The 18,295-nt window shown below is 70.8% G+C and carries 15 protein-coding genes and 2 pseudogenes; 7 read left to right on the top strand and 10 right to left on the bottom strand.

The window, feature by feature from the left end; all coding sequences use genetic code 11:
- Positions 1–3 precede the first annotated feature (3 nt).
- Positions 4–1,482, top strand: coding sequence for a methyltransferase domain-containing protein (locus AB0915_RS18420; protein ID WP_366692076.1), 1,479 nt, complete (start codon positions 4–6; stop codon positions 1,480–1,482).
- Here the strand turns inward: AB0915_RS18420 and AB0915_RS18415 are convergent.
- Together AB0915_RS18415 and AB0915_RS18410 are read right to left on the bottom strand one after the other, a co-directional pair.
- Positions 1,479–1,988 carry a DUF402 domain-containing protein gene (locus AB0915_RS18415; RefSeq protein WP_366692075.1) on the bottom strand — a complete coding sequence of 170 codons (510 nt, stop codon included), beginning with the start codon at positions 1,986–1,988 and terminating at the stop codon, positions 1,479–1,481. The genes AB0915_RS18420 and AB0915_RS18415 overlap by 4 nt on opposite strands.
- Complete coding sequence (locus AB0915_RS18410; protein ID WP_366692074.1) at positions 1,969–2,889, bottom strand: GNAT family N-acetyltransferase; 921 nt, start codon at positions 2,887–2,889, stop codon at positions 1,969–1,971. Before AB0915_RS18410 ends, AB0915_RS18415 begins: the two co-directional genes overlap by 20 nt.
- A 69-nt stretch (positions 2,890–2,958) precedes the next feature.
- On the opposite strand from AB0915_RS18410, the gene AB0915_RS18405 reads away from it, so the two are divergent.
- A complete protein-coding gene (locus AB0915_RS18405; protein ID WP_366692073.1) occupies positions 2,959–3,333 on the top strand; it encodes a GntR family transcriptional regulator in 375 nt (124 codons plus the stop codon).
- Between the two features lie 146 nt (positions 3,334–3,479).
- Here AB0915_RS18405 and AB0915_RS18400 read toward each other — a convergent pair whose 3' ends face one another.
- Positions 3,480–4,583: a DUF5925 domain-containing protein gene (locus AB0915_RS18400; RefSeq protein WP_366692072.1), complete on the bottom strand. Its 1,104-nt coding sequence runs from the start codon at positions 4,581–4,583 to the stop codon at positions 3,480–3,482.
- 385 nt (positions 4,584–4,968) lie between these two features.
- Here AB0915_RS18400 and AB0915_RS18395 point away from each other — a divergent pair, with 385 nt between their 5' ends.
- Positions 4,969–5,751, top strand: coding sequence for an SGNH/GDSL hydrolase family protein (locus AB0915_RS18395; protein ID WP_366692084.1), 783 nt, complete (start codon positions 4,969–4,971; stop codon positions 5,749–5,751).
- A gap of 32 nt (positions 5,752–5,783) precedes the next feature.
- On the opposite strand, the gene AB0915_RS18390 is transcribed toward AB0915_RS18395, so the two are convergent.
- Positions 5,784–7,421, bottom strand: a complete 1,638-nt coding sequence (locus tag AB0915_RS18390) for a serine/threonine-protein kinase (protein WP_366692071.1) — start codon at positions 7,419–7,421, stop codon at positions 5,784–5,786.
- 480 nt (positions 7,422–7,901) lie between these two features.
- Here AB0915_RS18390 and AB0915_RS18385 point away from each other — a divergent pair, with 480 nt between their 5' ends.
- Entirely contained in the window at positions 7,902–8,165 is a 264-nt protein-coding gene (locus AB0915_RS18385; protein WP_078840391.1) for a hypothetical protein, read from the top strand.
- Positions 8,166–8,245: 80 nt separating this feature from the next.
- Here the strand turns inward: AB0915_RS18385 and AB0915_RS18380 are convergent, their stop codons facing one another.
- Positions 8,246–9,442, bottom strand: coding sequence for a CaiB/BaiF CoA-transferase family protein (locus AB0915_RS18380; protein WP_366692070.1), 1,197 nt, complete (start codon positions 9,440–9,442; stop codon positions 8,246–8,248).
- Between the two features lie 122 nt (positions 9,443–9,564).
- On the opposite strand from AB0915_RS18380, the pseudogene AB0915_RS18375 reads away from it, so the two are divergent.
- Positions 9,565–10,140: pseudogene (locus tag AB0915_RS18375) on the top strand (amidohydrolase); the annotation flags it as partial.
- Between the two features lie 166 nt (positions 10,141–10,306).
- On the opposite strand, the gene AB0915_RS18370 reads toward AB0915_RS18375, so the two are convergent.
- Entirely contained in the window at positions 10,307–11,134 is an 828-nt protein-coding gene (locus AB0915_RS18370) for an ABC transporter permease (protein ID WP_366692069.1), read from the bottom strand.
- A gap of 26 nt (positions 11,135–11,160) precedes the next feature.
- Positions 11,161–11,571: pseudogene (locus AB0915_RS18365) on the bottom strand (ATP-binding cassette domain-containing protein); the annotation flags it as partial.
- 63 nt (positions 11,572–11,634) lie between these two features.
- Here AB0915_RS18365 and AB0915_RS18360 point away from each other — a divergent pair.
- Positions 11,635–12,342: a TetR/AcrR family transcriptional regulator gene (locus AB0915_RS18360; protein ID WP_366692068.1), complete on the top strand. Its 708-nt coding sequence runs from the start codon at positions 11,635–11,637 to the stop codon at positions 12,340–12,342.
- Between the two features lie 87 nt (positions 12,343–12,429).
- Here AB0915_RS18360 and AB0915_RS18355 read toward each other — a convergent pair whose 3' ends face one another.
- From AB0915_RS18355 to hmgA, 3 genes are all read right to left on the bottom strand, one after another.
- Entirely contained in the window at positions 12,430–13,644 is a 1,215-nt protein-coding gene (locus AB0915_RS18355) for a type ISP restriction/modification enzyme (RefSeq protein WP_366692067.1), read from the bottom strand.
- Positions 13,645–13,707: 63 nt separating this feature from the next.
- The gene (locus AB0915_RS18350) at positions 13,708–14,493 is read right to left on the bottom strand and encodes a GntR family transcriptional regulator (protein WP_366692066.1); all 786 of its coding nucleotides are present in this window, start codon (positions 14,491–14,493) and stop codon (positions 13,708–13,710) included.
- A gap of 64 nt (positions 14,494–14,557) precedes the next feature.
- Complete coding sequence (gene hmgA / locus AB0915_RS18345) at positions 14,558–15,895, bottom strand: homogentisate 1,2-dioxygenase (protein WP_366692065.1); 1,338 nt, start codon at positions 15,893–15,895, stop codon at positions 14,558–14,560.
- Positions 15,896–16,072: 177 nt separating this feature from the next.
- Between hmgA and AB0915_RS18340 the strand changes: the two genes are divergently transcribed.
- Complete coding sequence (locus tag AB0915_RS18340; RefSeq protein WP_366692064.1) at positions 16,073–18,295, top strand: right-handed parallel beta-helix repeat-containing protein; 2,223 nt, start codon at positions 16,073–16,075, stop codon at positions 18,293–18,295.

Raw genomic sequence — 18,295 nt, 5'->3', positions numbered from 1 at the left:
CGCATGACGACGATCGACTGGGACTCAGCCGCCGACTCCTTCGACGAGGAGCCCGACCACGGGCTGCTCGATCCGGTGGTCCGGCACGCTTGGGCGCAGCGCCTGGAGAACTGGCTGCCCGGGGGCCGCTCCGAGGTGCTCGACCTGGGGTGCGGCACCGGAAGTCTGGCGCTGGTCGTCGCCGGGCAGGGCCACCGGGTCACCGCGGTCGACCGGTCGCCGCGCATGGTCGAGCAGGCGCGGGCCAAGCTCGCCGGGACAGGCACCGAGGTGCTCGTCGGGGACGCGGCCCGACCACCGGTCGGAAAGCAGCAGTTCGACGTGATCATGGCCCGCCATGTGGTGTGGCTGCTGCCCGATCCCGAGGCCGCTCTGCGCCACTGGTTCGGTCTGCTACGGCCCGGCGGACGGCTGCTGCTGATCGAGGGGGTGTGGGGTGGGGTGGGCCTCTCCGCCGAGCGATTGACGGCGCTGCTCACCCCGTTCACCGAGCGCATCCACCACGAGCGGCTCTCCGGCGACCCGAACCTGTGGGGCAAACAGGTCGACGACGACCGGTACGCGCTGGTGGTGCGCGCCGAGCCGCCGCACCGGCACACCGAGATCGTCGATGTGCATCTGATCCTGCGCCGCGGCCCCGACGTCCTGCTCGCCCGCCGCTCCGGCACGGGATACGCGGACGGGCTGTTCAACGGTCCGTCCGGACACGTGGAGGACGGCGAGGACGTCCGCGAGGCGATGATCCGCGAGGCCGCCGAGGAGATCGGTCTCGTACTGGATCCGGACGAGCTGCGGGTCGCCCTGGTCATGCAGCACTGCGGTCCCGGCGGCAGTCCCCGGACCGGCTGGTTCTTCGAGGCGGAGTACGACCCCGCCCGTCCGCCGTACAACCGCGAACCGGAGAAGTGCTCGGAGCTCGCCTGGTTCCCGCTGGACGCCCTGCCCGACGACATGGTCGCGTACTGCCGTGCGGGGCTGGACGGTTACCGGGCGGGGGAGCACTTCCTGATCCACTGGCACGAGGACGGCGACACCGTGGCGTACCAGCCGCACGGCATCCGCCGCGCGGTGCCGCTGCAGTCCGGCGGGTCCGGCACCGGCGGGGTGCACCACATCGAGCTGTGGGTGCCCGACCTGGCGGTGGCCGAGGCGGGGTGGGGCTGGCTCCTCGGTGAGCTGGGCCATGTCCCGTACCAGAGTTGGGAGCACGGCCGCAGCTGGCGGCGCGGTGACACCTATCTGGTGATCGAGCAGTCACCCGCCCTGGCCCCGGGACCGCACGACCGGCTCCTCCCCGGCCTCAACCACCTGGCGTTCCACGTCCGGGACCGGGCCACGCTGGACGCGCTCGTGGCGCGGGCCCCGGAGCACGGCTGGCGGCTGCTGTTCGCGGACCGCCATCCGTACGCGGGCGGCGACGGGCACTGCGCCGCCTACTTGGAGGACGCAGCGGGGTACGAGGTGGAGCTCGTGGTGCGTTAGCGCCCGTCGCCGGACGGGCGCGACGGTGCCAGCAGACCCGTGAGCCCGCCCGCGAGGGCGAGGCCCTCCAGCTCGTCCAGCGCCCGGCGGGCGGCATCCGCCGCGTCGGGATCGTGTGCGGCCAGCCCGCTCTCCTCGAACTCGTCCTCGTCCAGCCGCAGTACGGAGGAGCCGTCCGCGGGCACCCACAGATCGAGATCCAGGTCCTCGACCCGCAGCTCCCCGTCGCCCAGCACCGCGGGCCGGGTGATGTCGCAGTACCAGCCCTTCAGCGTCCCCTCGCCGGTGCGGACCTCCTTCACCGCGAACCACCGGTCGCGCCAGTAGTGCTCGGTGAAGACATCACCCGGCTCGAACCGTACGAAGCCGAAGTCGCGCACGCCCGGCGCGGCCCACGGTGCGGTCACCGTCACCCGGGTGCCGTCGTCGCCCACGAGCTCCGCCGGGTAACGGATCTTCGTCCGCCCCGCCTTGACCAGGACGACCTCAACCGATGTTGTGGACATGCCGCACCTCCGTGGCGCAGATCCGGTAGCCGAACCATGCGTTGATGGCCAGCATCGGGCCGTTGTCCGCGTCATTGCCGGTGTACGCGTCCGTGTAGCCGGCCGCGCGTGCGCGGTGCAGCGAGTCGGTCTTGACGAGCTTCGCCAGACCCCGGTTGCGATACGCCCTACGGGTGCCGGTCATCCCCGACCAGTAGCGGGTCAGACCGTCGGTGTTCGCCGCGCTGAAGGCTGCCACCTCGCCGTCCACCACAGCGACCGAGGTGAGCTCCCGGTCCAGACCGGGGTTGTTCCAGGTGTTCCGCAGCCAGTCCTCGTAGTCCGAGAGTTCGGCCGGGGTGTCGCTCGGTTCGTCCGCCGTGGCCTCCGCGTCCGCCTCGAACAGGGGCCGCGGGTCGTCCGCGAAGTCCGCGGCGGTCCGCAGCTCCACACCGGACGGAGGATTCTGACGGGGCGGCAGCGTGCCGTGTGCGAGGTCGAGATGGAGGAAGTGCGCCGGACGGCTCGGCGTGTACCCGCGCTTCTCGGCGAAGACCCGGTTCGCCGGCTCGTCGAGCACCCAGGTGTAGATGGCGACAGCCCCCGCCCCGGCCAGATACTCCTCGGCGGTGCGCACCAGCAGCGAGCCTGCCCCGCGACCCACCCGGTGGGGGTGCGTGTACGGATTGCAGAAGCCCTGGCCGGGCTCCGGGCTGTCATGGGCGAAGCCGACCTGAGCGGTGCCGATGATCTCCCCGTCCTCCTCGGCGACCAGCAGCCTGTACCGCTTGTCGGGATGGGCGTTGGCCTGTTCGAAGGCAACCTGCTCAGGGGTCGTCACCATGTACGGAAGTGCGGCGCGCCGCACCTGTACCCACGCCTCGGCGTCGGTGGGCACGAAGTCGCGAACGATCACAGTCATGCGGTGGACGTTACGGGGAGGACCGGCCAGGCCGCCTCCGAATTTCCGGCGGTGGGGGAGAATCGGGCCGTGACTTTGAAGATCGCTCTCGATCCCGACTCCGGCACCGCCCCGTACGAGCAACTGCGCACGCAGATCTCCGAACTGGCGCGGTCCGGGACGCTGCCCGTCGGCTACAGACTCCCGACCGTACGCGGCTTCGCCGAGGAACTCGGCCTCGCCGCGAACACGGTGGCCAAGGCGTACCGGGCCCTGGAGGCGGACGGGGTGATCGAGACCCGCGGACGGAACGGTACGTTCGTCGCTGCCGCGGGGGATGCGGCGGAACGGAAGGCCGCGGAAGCGGCGCGGGAGTACGCGGACCAGGTGAGGCGGCTCGGGTTGTCGCGCGCGACGGCGGCGTCGCTGGCGCAGGATGCGGTGCGGGCGGCGTACGAGGAATGACCGCGGCCGTCCGGTCCGGTGGCCGTTCGTGTCCTCAAGGGTGCGAGAACCAAGCCCGTCCGGCGATCGAGGGCAGACAGGCTTACGGCCTCCACCGCGACAGAGAGCCCACTCCCTGTCCCGGGCGGCCGTTACGGGCGGAACCCTCAGAGATACAGCCCCGCGTCCGCCCCCGCGTCCTGCTTCGGCACCGAGGCAGGACCGGTGCCGCGGCGCAGCGCGTACAGCTCGGCCAGTGTCGCGCCCTCCCGGCGGAGCCCTTCCTCCGTGCCCAGCCAGGCCACCGCCTCCTGGCGTGTCAGTGAGCCCACCTCGATGCGGGCCAGGCAGCGGCCGGGCCTGACGACCGCCGGGTGGAGCCGCTCCAGGTCCTCATTGGTCGTCACGCCCACCAGCACATTGCGACCCTGGCCCAGCAGACCGTCGGTGAGGTTCAGCAGCCGGGACAGCGCCTGGCCCGCGGTGTGCTTGGCCTCGCCGCGGATCAGTTCGTCGCAGTCCTCCAGGAGCAGCAACCGCCACCTGCCCTTCGCCGTGCCGTCGTCCTCGCCGATCGCGATGTCCATCAGATAGCCGACATCGTTGAAGAGCCGCTCCGGGTCGAGTACGCAGTCGACCTGGCACCAGTCCCGCCAGGACCGGGCCAGCGTGCGCAGCGCGGACGTCTTGCCGGTGCCGGGCGGGCCGTGCAGCAGGAGCAGTCGGCCCGCGATGTCGTCCGGTGTCACCTTCATCAGCCGGTCCATGGCCTCGGCCACCGGCGCCGTGTAGTTGCTGCGCACCTCGTCCCAGGTACCGGCGGCGATCTGCCGGGTGGTGCGGTGCGGGCCGCGGCGCGGCGAGACGTACCAGAAGCCCATCGTCACGTTCTCGGGCTGTGGCTCCGGTTCGTCCTGGGCACCGTCCGTCGCCTGGTCGAGGATCTTCTGCGCCAACTCGGCGGTGGTCGCGGTGACGGTGACGTCGGCGCCGCGGTTCCACCGCGAGATGAGCAGCGTCCAGCCCTCTCCCTCGGCGAGGGTTGCGCTGCGGTCTTCGTCGCGGGCGGCGCGCAGCACCTTGGCGGCAGGCGGCAGCAGCGTCGCCCCGGACTTCACCCGGTCGAGGGAGGAACTGTGGGAGTACGGCTGCTCGCCCGTCGCGAAGCGGCCGAGGAACAGCGCGTCGACGACATCGGCCGGGGAATCGCTGTCGTCGACGGTGAGCCGGATCGGCAGAGCGGACTCGGGGTTGGCAGGCATGGCGCCCATGATCCGGCACCGGGGCACCCGGCGCACCCAGGTTTTGCCACCTTCTGCCACCCGTTCGATCGGTCCGCATCGCTCACCTCCCCGAGCTGGTGAATCCGCGTCGGACCTGCCGGGTCTGCCGCACGACCGCGTACCCCTTGAGGATCCGGTCGGCGGTGAAGTCACCGTCCTTGTAGCGCTGTTGACGTTCTGTAGGCGCGATTTCGCCCCCGGGTGCGTCGGATGCCGGATTTCATGTGACGCGCGTTCGGGAGGTGGTCAGGAAGACCTCACGGGATGGACTTGGCATGAACACTTCCAACGCGGCGCCCGTGCTGCTACCACTGAGTAGGGCAGAGATCCTGCCGGCTGGTCCAAGGGAGATTACGTGAAAATATCCAGACTTGTGGCGTTGTCGTCCTCGCTTCTGCTCGGTGTCGTACTCGCCCTGACCGGGGCGACCACCGCGAACGCCGCGACGTCCGTCGATTACGTCGCACTCGGCGACTCGTACTCCTCGGGGGTCGGCTCCGGCAGCTACGACAGCGCCAGCGGCGACTGCAAGCGCAGCACCAAGGCCTATCCCGCGCTCTGGGCCGCCGCCAACTCGCCCGCGTCGTTCGCCTTCACGGCCTGTTCGGGCGCTGTTACCGGCGATGTGACGGCCGGACAGCTCGGCCCGCTCTCCGCCTCGACCGACCTCGTCTCGATCTCCATCGGCGGCAATGACGCGGGCTTCGCCGATGTCATGACCACCTGTGTCCTCCAGTCGGAATCCACCTGTCTCAGCCGGATCGCCACCGCCCGCAGCTATGTCGACTCCACCCTGCCCGGCAAGCTCGACTCGGTGTACACGGCGATCAGGTCCAAGGCGCCGTCCGCCCGCGTCGTCGTCCTCGGTTACCCCCGCTTCTACAAGATCGGCGGCAGCTGCCTCGCCGGCCTGAGCGACACCGAACGCTCCGCCATCAACAGCGCCTCCGACTACCTCAACGCGGCAACCGCCAAGCGTGCGGCCAACCACGGCTTCACCTTCAGCGATGTCGCATCCAGGTTCACCGGGCACGAGATCTGCTCCGGCAGTGCCTGGCTGCACAGTGTCAACTGGCTCAACATCGGCGAGTCCTACCACCCCACCGCTGCCGGACAGTCGGGCGGCTACCTGCCCGCCTTCAACTCCGCGGTCTGACAGGGCGGCGGAAGGGTCACGGGCCGCCCCGGTCAGTCGCCCGCCGGGGCGGAAGCCGCTTCCGTCGGGGCGGAGGCCCCGTCCGTCGGGGTCTCCGCCCCGCAGGTCACCGAGACCGCCACTTCATTCGAGGTGACCGCGACCGGACTCCTCACCTCCAGGGTGATCGTTCCCTGGTACGTGGTGTCCTGCAGGTACGTCAGCTCCGTGTGCGACACCTGCTTCGACCGCCCGTCGCCGGCGCCGAAGGACAGCGACTGCCAGCCGGGATCCGAGCTCGTACCGTCCTTCAGTGCCCATCGGTACTCGACCTGCACAGGCGTACGCCCCACTGTGACCGTCGCCTTGACCGCCGGTGCCCCGGTGTGCGGCGGTGGGCAACTGCCCTCGTAGCTGTCGCGTACGGGGGTGAGATGCACCGTCACGGTCTGGGGCGGCGGCTTGCTCGTACTGCTGTGGCCGGTGTTGCCGGTGCTCCCGGCGCTGCCTCCGCCCGGTGATCCGTCCGCGTCGGGCGTTCCTCGGGTGGCGGGCGTCGAGCGCGGGGCGCTCCTGGTCGGGCCCGGGCCGGGGGCGCCGGTGGTAGTGCCCGCGTTCTTGTCGTCGCCCTTGTGTGACAGTGCCCAGACGATCCCGCCGACGGCCAGCAACAGGACCGCCAGCCCTACGGCGAGAAGGGCGACCGCGCGACGCGACCGCTCCTCGGGGGCGTACGCGGACGTCGGAGACGAAGCGGGGGAGGGGAAGGGGGGCGCGGGAATCGGCGTTGCCGGCGCCGTCGTGCGGGCCGTCACCGTGGCACCGTACGGATCCGCCGCACCGGCACCCGCGGTCCGCGGCGTACCCCCGGCGGCGACGATCCGCAGCCGATGCTCGGCCTCCGCGGCCGAGAGCCGCTCGGCCGGGTCCTTGCGCAGCAGCGCCTCGATGACCGGGGCGAGCGGGCCGGCCCGCCGGGGCGGCGGCAGCTCCTCGTCCACCACCGCCCGGAGCGTGTTCAGCGGGGTGTTCTGACGGAACGGCGAATTGCCCTCGGTCGCGGCGTACAGAAGCACACCCAGCGACCACAGATCCGATTCGGGCCCCGGCGTGCGCCCCAGTGCGCGCTCCGGTGCCAGGAACTCCGGCGATCCGATCAGTTCACCCGTCATGGTGAGTGCGGACGTCCCCTCGACCATGGCGATACCGAAGTCCGTCAGCACCACCCGCCCGTCGTTGGCGAGCAGCACATTGCCGGGTTTCACATCGCGGTGCAGCACCCCGGACCCATGGGCGCTGCGCAGTGCGGCCAGCACCTCCGCGCCGATGTGCGCCGCCCGCTGCGGGGACATGGGGCCCTCGGCGTCCAGTACGTCGGAGAGCGCGAGCCCGCGGATCAGCTCCATCACGATCCACGGGCGGGAGTCCTCGGTCGCCACGTCGTAGACGGTGACCACGTTGCGATGGGAGACCCTCGCGGCCGCCCATGCCTCCCGCTCCAGGCGCGTGTAGAGCCGCTGTACGTCGGAGGCGGGCAGCCCCGACGGGGCGCGGACCTCCTTGACGGCGACCTCGCGCCCCAGCACCTCGTCGCGCGCCCGCCACACTGTCCCCATCCCGCCCTGACCCAGGGGGCCCAGCAGGCGGTAGCGGCCCGCGATCAGTCGGCCCTCGCCCGGCACTTCGCTCACGGTGATCCCCCATCCGCAGGAGTGGCGGCAGCACGGCGGAAACCTCTCCACGCTCGTGCCCCTTCCGGAAATCTTTGCCCCGTCGCGTCGTCCGGCACGCCCGCTTGCCGCGTTGGCCTGGGGCCCTGGTAGCTCCTTCCCCAAGCTGTCAGCTTCGTTCGAGCAGGGGAGACCCATCCAAGGACTTACGGCCACCTTGCGATCGCACGCACCGGACGACGCTCCTCATGGGGCAAACATTGCCGGTCACGGCACCAGCTCGGACCGGACCGTTCCGCCCCCCCTTGCGTAGCAATCCGCCGCTGCTGGCGAACTGCTCACGTTCTGTCCAACTCGCCCTGGAATCGAGCGAATTATGAGTACGGCCGTCAACCTCCGTATGTGTGTGCTCAATCCGCCGACCGGGATACACGCGTGTCATCGCGGGGGGATAGGGTTAACCTGCCCGGGCCGGGTGCCCTCGTACGGGTGGGGAGTGACATGGAACAGATAGCGATGCGCAGCAGGCCGCGTGTGCCTGCCATCACATGTGGGAGCAGTGCGACCAGTTCGCGCCTCGACCGCCATCTCGCAGTGCTCGGCGGCCCCGCCGTCCCGCAGCGCGAGACCGCGGAGGCGACGTTGCTGATGCTGGAGCTCACCTCGCGCGACGCCGCGCACAGCCGCCGGAGCAGGAGCGCGCGTGTCTCGCTCTTCGCACCGCTGCGGCGACTGCGACGCTCGCTCTTCGGCAGCCGCCACTGACCCGACGGCCTGTCACCATCGATCCGGCCCCCGACCGATCGCCCGCCCCTGACCGAACCGGCCCACCGCTCGGGCCGCGCTCAGGCGATCACACCGTCCCGGCGCAGCTCCGCTGTCTGCTCGTCCGTCATCCCCGCGGCCCGCAGCAGTGCTTCGGTGTGCTCACCGAGCGCCGGTACGGCCCCCATCCGCGGCTCCGCCCCGCCCGGCAGTGTGATCGGCGGCAGCATGGCCCGCAACGCCCCGACCGGTGATTCCACTTCCCGCCAGCGGTCCCGCGCCGCCAGTTGAGGGTGTGCGGCCACGTCCGCCACGGTGTTCAGCCGGGCGCAGGCGATGCCCGCCGCGTCCAGCCCGGCCAGCGCCTCCTTTGCGGTCAGCGTGGCGAGCGCCTCGGCCACCACCGCATCGGTCCGCTCCCGGTGAGCGGTCCGTGCGGTGTTCGTCGCGAAGTCCGGATCGTCCGCCAGTTCCGGCCGCCCCAGGACCTGCTCCGTGAGCCGGCGCCATTCCCGGTCGTTCTGCACGGAGAGCAGCAGCTGTTCCCCGTCCGCCGTCTCGAATGCGTCGTAGGGGGCGATGACGGGATGTGCGAGCCCCGTGCGCGCCGGGGTTTCGCCCCCATGCATCCGAAGGTGCAGAGGATGCCCCATCCACTCGGTCAGTGCCTCCAGCATCGAGATCTCCACCGGCCCGCCCAGGCCGGTGGTCGCGCGCCGCAGCAGCGCCGCGAGCACCCCCGAGAAGGCATACATCGCCGCCGCGATGTCGGCGGCGGGCACCCCCGCCTTCACCGGCTGTCCGGGTGTGCCGGTGACGGAGACCAGTCCCGCCTCGCACTGCACGAGCATGTCGTAGGCCCGTTTGTGTGCATACGGCCCGTCGGCGCCGTACCCCGAGATGTCGACGGCGACCAGCCGCGGGTGCGCGGCGCAGAGCGTCGCGGCGTCCAGACCCAGCCGGGCGGCGGCGCCCTGGGCGAGGTTCTGCACGAACACATCGGCGTCGGCGACCAGTCGGCGCACCACGGCGAGGCCGCGCGGGTCCTTGAGGTCGATCGCGAGGGACTCCTTGCCGCGGTTGCACCAGACGAAATGCGAGGCCAGGCCGCGCGCAGCGGTGTCGTAGCCGCGGGCGAAGTCACCGCCGTCCGGGCGCTCGATCTTGATGACCCGGGCGCCGAGGTCGGCGAGCTGCCTGGTGGCGAACGGGGCGGCGACAGCCTGTTCGACGGCGACGACGGTGATGCCGTCCAGGGGGAGGGGGTGAGCACTCATGGGAACCGTACCTATCGTGTACGTAACAACTTTGGCATCCCGCGATGTTGACGTCGAAAACTTCCGGGGCCAGGGTGCTGATCGTTTGGCACGTACACAGCACCTCACCCCCGGAGGCGTACATGTGTGACCTGCACGACCAGCATGAGCACCCGCACGAAGCGGCCATGGCAGCCGGTCCGGTCCTCAGCCGCAGACGGATCATGCAATTGCTCGGCGCGGCAGGGGTGACCACCGCCGTGATGACGGCCGAGGCCGATCCCGCGATGGCCGCGGCCTCCGAGGCGGCTGAAGCCGCGACGGGCGACGGTGACGAGGCTCCGAAGGGACTGGCGCAGGACAGCCCGGCCAAGCAGGCGGCCATCGGCTGGATCGACACCAACAGCGGCCGGATCACCGGGCTCAACGCGGAGATCTGGGACCACGCCGAACTCAGCCTGCGTGAGTGGAACTCCTCGCTCGCCGAGGCCGGGTTCTTGGAGAAGGCGGGATTCGACGTCGAGTTCGGCACCGCGGGCTTCCCGACCGCGTTCACCGCCACGTACCGCTACGGCAGCGGCGGCCCGGTCCTCGGCTTCAGCGGGGAGTACGACGCGCTGCCCGGCCTCTCGCAGAACAAGGGCGTCGGCCACCATGATCCGCGCGAGTACATCCACGACCCGTTCGCGCCCGGTTACGGCCCCGGACACGGTTGCGGGCGGGTCGTGTCGCACGAGAAGTTCTCCTCGCTGGGGCCGGAGCTGACGCCGCAGAAGTAGAGGGCGGGCGCCGGGGCATGTGCGCGGCATGCCCCGGTGCCACGGCACCGGGTGACGCCTGCCCGGCGGCGGGAACGGTGCTCAGGGCCGCCGGAGCCGGCCCGGGTCACTCGCCGCCGCGCGCATGGCGCCGTACGGCCAGTGGTACGAAGACCGCGAGCAGCACCACCGACCAGGCGAGTGTGCCCGCCACCGGGTGGACGACCGGCCAGGCGGCGTCGGCGGGCGGTGATGCGTTGCCGAACAGGTCGCGGGTGGCGGCGGCCATGGCGCTGATCGGGTTCCACTCCGCGACCGTCCGCAGCCAGCCCGGCAGGTTGTCGGTCGGGATGTACGCACTGGACAGCAGCGGCAGCATGAAGGTGGCGCTGCCCAGCTGACCGGCGACCTCCTCGTTGCGGATCAGCAGGCCCAGCCAGCAGCCCAGCCATGAAGTGGCGAACCGGAGGAGCAGCAACAGCCCGAAGGCGCCCAGGGCGGCGAGCGGGCCGCCCTCGATCCGCCAGCCGACCGCGAGTCCGACCAGGATCAGTGGAATCATCCCGATGGCAGTGGTCAGCAGGTCGGCGGCGGTCTGGCCGAACGGTACGGCGGGCCGGCTCATCGGCAGCGTACGGAACCGGTCCATCACCCCGCGGTGGCAGTCCTGCGAGGCCTGGAACATCCCGACCATGATGCCGTTGGCCGCCGTCGACGCCAGCAGGCCTGGCACCAGGAACGCGCGGTACTCCTCGCCGGGCATGGCCAGGGCGCTGCCGAACACGTACCCGAAGAACAGCAGCATCGTGATCGGCATGGTCTGGGTCAGGATCACGACCCCGGGGGCCGCTTTGATCCGCTGCAGATGGCGGCTCAGTACGGCCAGGGCATCGGTGACCGGGGTGCTCGTGTTGGTTGCGACAGGCTGCTCGTTGACCAGGGCGGCGCCGTTCATGCTGCTGTCTCCTTCAGGGGCGGGGAGGTGCGGGCCGGGCGGTCGGCGGCCTCCGTCAGCTCGAAGCGTTCCAGCAGTTCGTCCGCGCGGGTGCGTATGGCCTCGCCGCGGACCCGGAGCAGCTTGGCGAAGAGCCGCAGGTTCTGCCGGCCGGACAGTTCGCCGTCGACGGAGGTGTTCTGCCCGGTGACGCCGATCGCCGCGCGCACCTTGCCCGCCTGGCGCACCACGTCGTGGCCCGCGATCCGGGCGCTTCCGCCGTCCGGCGTCGTCAGTGTGGTGAGGACCCGGACGGCAGTGGTCTTGCCCGCGCCGTTCGGCCCCAGCACTCCGCAGACAGTGCCCTCGGCCACTGCGAGATCGAGTCCGCGCAACGCGTGGACGTCGCCGTAACGCTTCTCCAGACCTTCACTAAGTACAGCGTACGTAGTTGTCATGTCGCCACCGTACCGCACTACGTACGGTGTACGTAACTAGGATGGTGGGAGAGGTGATGATCGATGGTGGGGCGACCCGCTGTACCCGAAGTGATCTGGGCGCGCCCCGAGCGTGCGGGCCGAGGCCCCAGGCCCGCGTTCAGCCGTGCCGACATCGCGGCAGCCGCCGTCCGTATCGCCGATGCGGAGGGCCTCGACGCGGTGTCCATGCGGAAGGTCGCGGCGGAGCTCGGCTGCGGCACGATGTCGCTCTACAACTACGTGCCACGCAAGGAGGATCTGTACGAGCTGATGTTCGACGCGGTCAGCGGCGGGTACGACTTCCCGGAGCCGTCCGGCGACTGGCGTGCCGATCTCATCTCGCTGGCCCATCAGGCCCGCGAGATGATGCACCGCCACACCTGGGTGCCCCGGCTCATGTCACCCGTGTACGGCTTCAGCCCGAACGCGCTGCGGTACCTGGAGTACACGCTCAGTTGTCTGGACGGGGTCGACGCGCGGTTCGGCGAGAAGATGGAACTCATCGCCATGGTCAACGGCGTGATCACCACCTATGTGGCCAACGAGATCGCCACGGCGGAGCGCAGTCGGTCGCTGCCCTGGTCCGAGCAACAGGAGCATGCCGCGCGCACCGGCTATCTGATCAGCCAGATCGAGACCGGGAAGTATCCGCGGATGGCGGCGGGTTTCGCCGAGGACCCCGGGCCGATCGATCTGGAGGGGGTCTTCGACCGGGCGCTGCACCGGGTACTGGACTCCTTCGACCGGTAGCGACCAGGGATCTTGTCCGGATCGGGCCGGATCGCCGCCGGGCGCGCGAGCCCGGCTGGATCCGCACCCGAACCCGGGCCCCGGCCGTCACAGCAGCGCGAACTGCCCGTCCGGGCCCTCCTCCTGATGGTCGAGCACCGATGCGGGCCGCCGGGCCGTGGCCGGGACCGGCAGCACGCCCGCCGCGCGGAGGTCGTCGGCCGTGATCCGCGGGCCGTCGGCCGGCTCCTCCTGCCGGGGCCGGAGTTCGGCGAGCAGTGCCAGCACGGTGATCAGTTCCAGCAGTTCCGAGGTCCACTCCTGGGGCCAGCCCCGGGGCCGTATCGCCTCCAGACCGTCCGCCCCGTCCGCCGCCCGTCGCTCGAACCACAGCTCCAGCATCCGGACCCCGCCCACCCGGAACTCCCAGGCGCCCGCCGGCACGGGCGAGATGCGTCCCGTCCCCAGCAGGAGCGCCTCGTCGCCGGGGTCGTACTCCAGTGTGCCGGGCGCGGCCGGTACCGCGGCCCGCACGTAGGGGCGCCGCCCGCCCGGCAGTCGCGGGCGCTCCCCGCCGCGCGCGCCGCGCAGCTGCAGCCGCACCAGTTCCCGGCCCAGCTCCACCCCGGCCCACCAGCGTGCGCTGTCGGCGGGCAGCGGTACGACGGACCCGGCCGGGGAATGACGGGCCGCCGTGACGATCCACGCCAGCACGGACTCCGCGGTGACCGCGTCCCCGTGCCGGGCGCGCAGCAGCCCGAGCAGACCGGGCGCCAGATTGGGCTCCCGTCCGCCGGGCCTTCGGTAGAGCGGTCGGATCCGGCCGGGGCGGCCCGCCGGGGAGTGGCCGTCGGGCAGCAGTGCCGTCACGGACAGGGCGGGACCGGTGTCCTGCGGTACGTACCCGTGCTCGACGGCGAAGAGCTGGTGCCCGTCGGCGACCCTCCACAGCTCCGGGCGGGCTGCGTCGATCAGCCGGTGGTCGGGGATCAGCCACTGCTCGTCGAACGGTCCGTGCAGGACCCGCACCGGCTCGGGGCACGGACCGGACTCCCGCGCGAACCGGGCGGTGGAGGTGGTCTGGCCGGGCAGCGCCGCGACCGGAGTCTGCGGATCACGGGAACGGGTGGGCCGGAAAAGCCGTTCGCGCTCGGCTCCCTCGGCGCTGACCAGACGTCCCCAACGGGCTTTGAGGGAACCGGCGTCCGGGGCCGTCACCCAGGGGCGCCCGGTGCGCAGAGGCCGTACGGACCATGGCATGAGGTCGTCGAGCAGCGGGATGTCGTCGTCCCCGCCGGCTCCGGCGCCCGCCCGTGCTGCCACCGTGTCGTCCTCCCCGTCGCCACGTCCGCCGCCCCAGGCATCGTAACGGCGCGTCGTGGGGGGTCAGTGCGCTTCGACCGTCACCGAGAACGAGAACCTGTCCCCCCGGTACCGGATCTGTGCCACATCCACCACCCGGCCGCTCTCGTCGTACGTCACCCCTGTGTAGAAGAGGATCGGGCTGAGCAGCGGGACCTGGAGGAGCTCGGCGGTGGCCGGGTCGGCGAGCCGCGCCTCGACCGTGTCCGTGATCCGCGCGATCCGGACGCCGACGCGGTCGCGCAACACCTTGGTCATCGGCCAGCGTTCGAGATCGGCGGCATCGAGCCGGGCCGCGACCTCGGGATGCACCGTGTTCTCCGCCCAGTTGGTGGGCTCGCCGGTGTCGCCGTCGCAGCGCAGCCGCCGGTAGCCGACCACGTCCGTACAGCCCGGGAAGTACTCGGCGAGGTCGCCGGGCAGGGCGAGCGGGCCATGGCCGAGGACCGTGGTGCGCTCGCCCGACTGCTGGGCGACGATCGCATCGATCGAACCGAGCAGCCGGACCGGCGAGGCCCTGCGGGCCCGCGGCTCGATGAAGGTGCCACGCCGCCGGTGCCTGCTGATCAGCCCCTCCGTCTCCAGCTCCTTGAGCGCCTGCCGCATGGTGAGGACGCTGACGCCGTAGTGTGCGGCGAGCTGCTCCTCGGTCGGCAGCCGCAGCGAGGCGTCCTGGGCGCGGCCGAGTATGGACGCGCGCAGCGACTGTGAGACCTGGTACCACAGCGGCAGTTTGCGGTTCAGGACCAGCGAGTCGGGGGCGAAGGCCGTCACCTGGGGCGTCTGGGGCAGTTGAGGCACCTGGGTCACCTGGACTCTCCGTACTGCGACACTGCGGACGCGACGAGCGGGGGCCGGGAAGCGGCGGCTTCGCCTATGGCCGGAAGTTGCGTTCGAGACCCTGCCACACGTCGTCGTACCCGCGCTGCAGGTGGTCGGCGGTCGCCGCCTGCCCGGTCGCCGTGACCGGCCAGCGGGTCTCGAACATGAAGGCAAGACCGTCGTCGATCTTCTGCGGCTTCAGCTCCGCCGCGCTCGCCCGGTCGAAGGTCTCCCGGTCCGGGCCGTGCGCCGACATCATGTTGTGGAGCGAGCCGCCGCCCGGCACGAAGCCGCCCTTGCCGGCCGTCTTTGCGTCGTACGCCCCCTCGATCAGCCCCATGTACTCGCTCATCACATTGCGGTGGAAGTACGGCGGCCGGAACGTGTCCTCGCCGACCAGCCAGCGCGGCGCGAAGACGACGAAATCCACACCGGCGAGACCGGGGGTGTCCGACGGCGAGGTCAGCACCGTGAAGATCGACGGGTCGGGGTGGTCGTAGCTGATGGAGCCGATCACATTGAAACGGTGCAGGTCGTAGACGTACGGGGTGTAGTTGCCGTGCCAGGCGACGACGTCGAGCGGCGAGTGGTCGTACGTCGCGGACCAGAGGTTGCCGCAGAATTTGTTGATCACCTGGACCGGGCGGTCCGCGTCCTCGTACGCGGCGACGGGAGCGAGGAAGTCCCGGGCGTTGGCAAGGCCGTTGGCGCCGATCGGGCCGAGGTCGGGGAGTGTGAACGGCTGCCCGTAGTTCTCGCAGACATAGCCGCGGGCGGAGTCGTCGAGGAGTTCCACACGGAAGCGGACACCCCGGGGGATCAGCGCGATGTGACCGGGTTCGGCGCGCAGCAGGCCCAGTTCGGTACGGAGCAGCAGGCCGCCCCGCTCGGGGACGATCAGCAGTTCGCCGTCGGAGTCGCTGAACACGCGGTCGGTCATGGCCGTGTTGGCGTGGTAGAGGTGCACGGCCATGCCGGTGCGCTGGGTGGCGTCGCCGTTGCCGCCGAGGGTCCACAGCCCTGCCAGGAAGTCCGTGCCGGGCGCGGGATCGGGGAGCGGGTCCCAGCGCAGCCGGTTCGGATCGGGGACGGACTCGGTGAAGGGGGCGGTGCGCACCGCGCCGTTGTCGATCCGGACGAACGGCGGGTGGGCGGCCGAGGGGCGGATCCGGTAGAGCCAGGAGCGGCGGTTGTGGGCGCGCGGTTCGGTGAACGCCGAGCCGCTCAGCTGCTCGGCGTAGAGGCCGAGTGGTGCTCGCTGCGGCGAGTTGCGGCCGTGCGGCAGTGCCCCCGCGACCGCCTCGGAGCTGTGCTCATTGCCGAAACCGGCGGAGTGTGCAAGCGCTTCCGCCGTCTTCCTCGCCTGCTCGATGCCGCTGGTGCCGCCCATGTCGCGCTCCCGGTGCCGAAGAAATCCTATGGGACACCGTAGGAATCAGATCGGGGCACGTCAACGGGGCAGGGCGGTGGCGCGTCGCGGATCCGGTGCGGGGCCGTGACGGAAATCTTTTGATCCGTCGCGCAGAAGGGGGTTCCAAAAGTTGAACAATGCTCTACTCTCCGGCACATGTTGTGGACACGAAGACTTCTGCTGGTCCTGGTGGCACTGGCCGCTGCACTCCTCGCGGCCCCGGCCGCCCAGGCGCACGAGGAACGGCCGGTCACCCTGCCCGACGGTTCCGGCAGCGTCCCGGTCTACCGCGCCGGCGAACCGGATCTGCTGGTCTGCAAGAGCGACCGCGCCGACTTCGAACGCCGGATATCCGGCTTCCCGGCGAAGCTCCGGGCACGCAACCTCGAACTCTTCGACCGGTGCCGGAAGTCCGGGTACCGCCATCTGCAACAGGCCGTCGACGAGGTCGGCAGACCCGGCATGACCATCGCGATCCTGCCCGGCCTGTACGAGGAGGAGCCCTCGCTGCCCAGGCCGACGGGGGAGTGCGCGAGGCTCAAGGCGCCCAACTCGCAGCTCGGCTACCAGATCCTTTCGTACGCGCAGCAGAAGCAGTGTCCGCACAACCAGAACCTGGTGGCGATCCTCGGCAAGAAGCAGCTCCAGATCGAGGGGACCGGGGCGGAGCGCACCGACGTCGTCATCGACGCCAAGTACCGGAAACTCAACGCGATCCGCTCGGACGGCTCCGACGGCATCTACTTCAAGAACTTCACCGCCCAGCGCACGACGTTCAACTCGCTGTATGCGCTGGCCCAGGACGGCTTCGTCATCGATGACGTCCTCACCCGGTGGAACGACGAGTACGGCTTCCTCACCTTCGCCAGTGACCACGGGCTGTACAAGAACTGCGAGTCGTACGGCAACGGCGATTCGGGCATCTATCCCGGCAGCGCGTCGGACATCAACGACGGGTACGGCTACGACGTCCCGCGCTACTCGATCGAGATCACCGGTTGCCGCAGCCACCACAACATGGTCGGCTACTCCGGCACCGCGGGCGACTCGGTCCACGTCCACGACAACGAGTTCGACCACAACATGGGCGGCGCCTCGATGGACAGCGCCTTCCCCGGCCACCCCGGACTCCCGCAGAACCACGCACGCTTCGAACGCAACCTGATCCACGACAACAACGCCGACTACTACCCGTACGTCGCCGACGGAACCTGCGCCAAACCGCCCGTCGAACGCGGCTACGAGGACGGCGTCGTCTGCCCGCAGATCTCCATGCCGCCGGGCACCGGCATCATCACCGCGGGCGGCAACTGGAACATCTACGAGAACAACTGGATCTACGGACAGCGGCGCGCCGCCTTCTTCCTGAGCGCTGTCCCCGCCTTCATCCGCGGCGAGAACGCCCTCGGGAAGCAGGCCGACACCTCGCACCACAACCGGTACGCGGGCAATCACCTCGGCACGGACAAGGCGGGCCGCTCCCGGCCCAACCGCACCGATGTGTGGTGGGACGGCCAGGGCGACAGCAACTGCTGGCAGTCGGACACCGGACCGTCCACACCGCGCTCGCTGCCCGCGTGCGGGGCGGCGCGCGGCGCGGTCTCCGTCCACACCGACCGGCTGGTGGGCGAACCGGTCAAACTTGCCCAACTGCTGGTCTGTGCCGACTACAACGTGCAGGCGCGGCGGTTGCCGGCCGGCTGCGACTGGTACGGCGCACGCGGCATCGAGCGCATCGAGGTGCAGATCGCCCTGGGTGTCGCTCTGGTGCTCGCGCTGGTCGGCGGGGTGCTCTGGTGGCGCCGCCTGCGGCACAGCCGGCTCGCCACAGCGGCCACCCTGCTCGGCGCGATCGGCCTCGGCCTGGATGTGGCCGGTGCGACGACGGGCCTCGCGTCCTCCTATCTGCCCGCGGTGGCGCTGCTGCTGACCGGGGCGTGGTGGATCGGCATCGGACTCGTCCTGCGCGGCGAGCGGCCCGGACTGGGCTGGACCACGATGGTGCTGGGCGCCCTGACCCTGCTCGACGCCTTCGACAAGGCCGTCCTGATGATCCCCTGGATCCCGATCGGCCCGGCCTGGGTACGGGGTCTCCTCGGTGTCATCTGGGTGGTGTGGGCGATGGCGGCCTCCGCGCGGCACGGGGAACGGGCGGTACGGAAGAAGGCGGACCCGGGGCCGGACGCGGACGCGAACGCCGATGCGGCGGACACGCAGGGCGACGACCGGGCGGGGGCCCCTGCCGGTGCGGGCGTAGGAAGGAATTCGAGCCACGGCGCGGGTTCCGGACACGGTGAGGATTCAGCGTCAGGATCGGTGGATTCCGGGCCGGACACGGATTCCGGGTCCCACCGGGGCTCCGGACCGGACGGGGACTGA

The sequence above is a fragment of the Streptomyces sp. NPDC048411 genome (assembly GCF_040704695.1).
Lineage (GTDB): Bacteria > Actinomycetota > Actinomycetes > Streptomycetales > Streptomycetaceae > Streptomyces.
Note: the sequence above shows the minus strand (reverse complement) of the source record. Positions and strands in the feature narration are given on the sequence as shown.